Source organism: Candidatus Cryosericum terrychapinii (genome assembly GCF_003570925.1).
GTDB lineage: Bacteria > Caldisericota > Caldisericia > Cryosericales > Cryosericaceae > Cryosericum > Cryosericum terrychapinii.
Genome location: NZ_QXIS01000023.1, coordinates 1 through 1,063, shown reverse-complemented (window position 1 = coordinate 1,063; position 1,063 = coordinate 1). Strand labels below are relative to the sequence as shown.

Genomic DNA, 1,063 nt, shown 5'->3' with positions numbered 1-1,063 from the left:
CACGGTTCGACGTTGTCGGAGCACCTTGGAAGGATTGCCAGCGCGCGAGCCGTGTGGGATCTGACCTGCCCCATCGTGAACCGGGCCCGCGACGCCGTAAGCCGGTTTGCAGATGCTGGCGTTCCTGTCGTTGTCATCGGAGACAAAGAGCATCGAGAGACGCGGTATCTCATGGAGGCTGCCGGCAGTCAGCTGCTCAGGGCTGTGGCTTCGGAGCAGGACTTGGACACTCTTGAGATATCAGTTTCCCGTGTAGGGATCGTCTACCAGACGACACAGTCTCGCGAGTTCAGACAGCAGGTCCTGGAATGGTTTCGACGGAGAGGAATCGAGATTGCCGAAGAGATGACGTTGTGTCCGGAGGTATTGCGAAGGCAGGACGGTGCTGTCGCTCTGGCCCGGCGTTGCACGGTTATGCTGGTCCTGGGAGATAGTTCCAGTGCCAATACCAGAAGACTGGTGGCGGTAGCTGTCCCTGCATGTCCGAGGACGTATCTCATAGGGGACGCGGCCGCGTTGCCCGAGGTGGGGCTGAACTGTGTGGACATCGTGGGAGTCGTAAGCGGCACGTCTTGCCCCCAGGCAACAATCGACGAAGTCATGGCAGGGCTGAGGCAAGTGTGTCCCGATGTTCGCGTGGAGGTGGACGCATGGCCCGAGTCTGTGTTGTAGGTGCGGGTGCCTGGGGGACTGCAATAGCCAATCTGGCTGCGGTTAAGGCGACCGTAGTCCTATGGGTACACGGAGAAGATACGCTCATGACGCTGCGCGATGTCCGAGAGAATACTCTCTATCTCCCTGGCGTACGGTTGCGGGACAACGTTGAGCCGACCGACGATCTCCTAGGTGCCTGGCGTTCAGCTGATTCCATCATTCTGGCGGTACCCACACAGAGACTGCGGGCGATGTTTCGCAAGCTGGCTCCCGAGTTACGCCGACCGAGTGTTCCCTTGCTGAATCTCAGCAAGGGGCTGGAGATGGAAACACATCTGCGGGTGTCTCAACTGCTCTGTGAGGATCTGGAACTCAGCGATTATGATCACTATGCCGCTCTATCCGGACC

Annotated in this window: 2 protein-coding genes; both read left to right on the top strand. The window is 59.0% G+C overall.

From position 1 onward, the window contains the following. Positions 1-672 (top strand): hypothetical protein (locus SMC7_RS03890; RefSeq protein WP_119089048.1); only part of this gene is annotated, 672 nt, incomplete at its 5' end. Further along, positions 651-1,063: 2-dehydropantoate 2-reductase N-terminal domain-containing protein (locus tag SMC7_RS03885; protein WP_243620297.1), on the top strand; the 413-nt coding region annotated here is incomplete at its 3' end. The genes SMC7_RS03890 and SMC7_RS03885, both read left to right, overlap by 22 nt.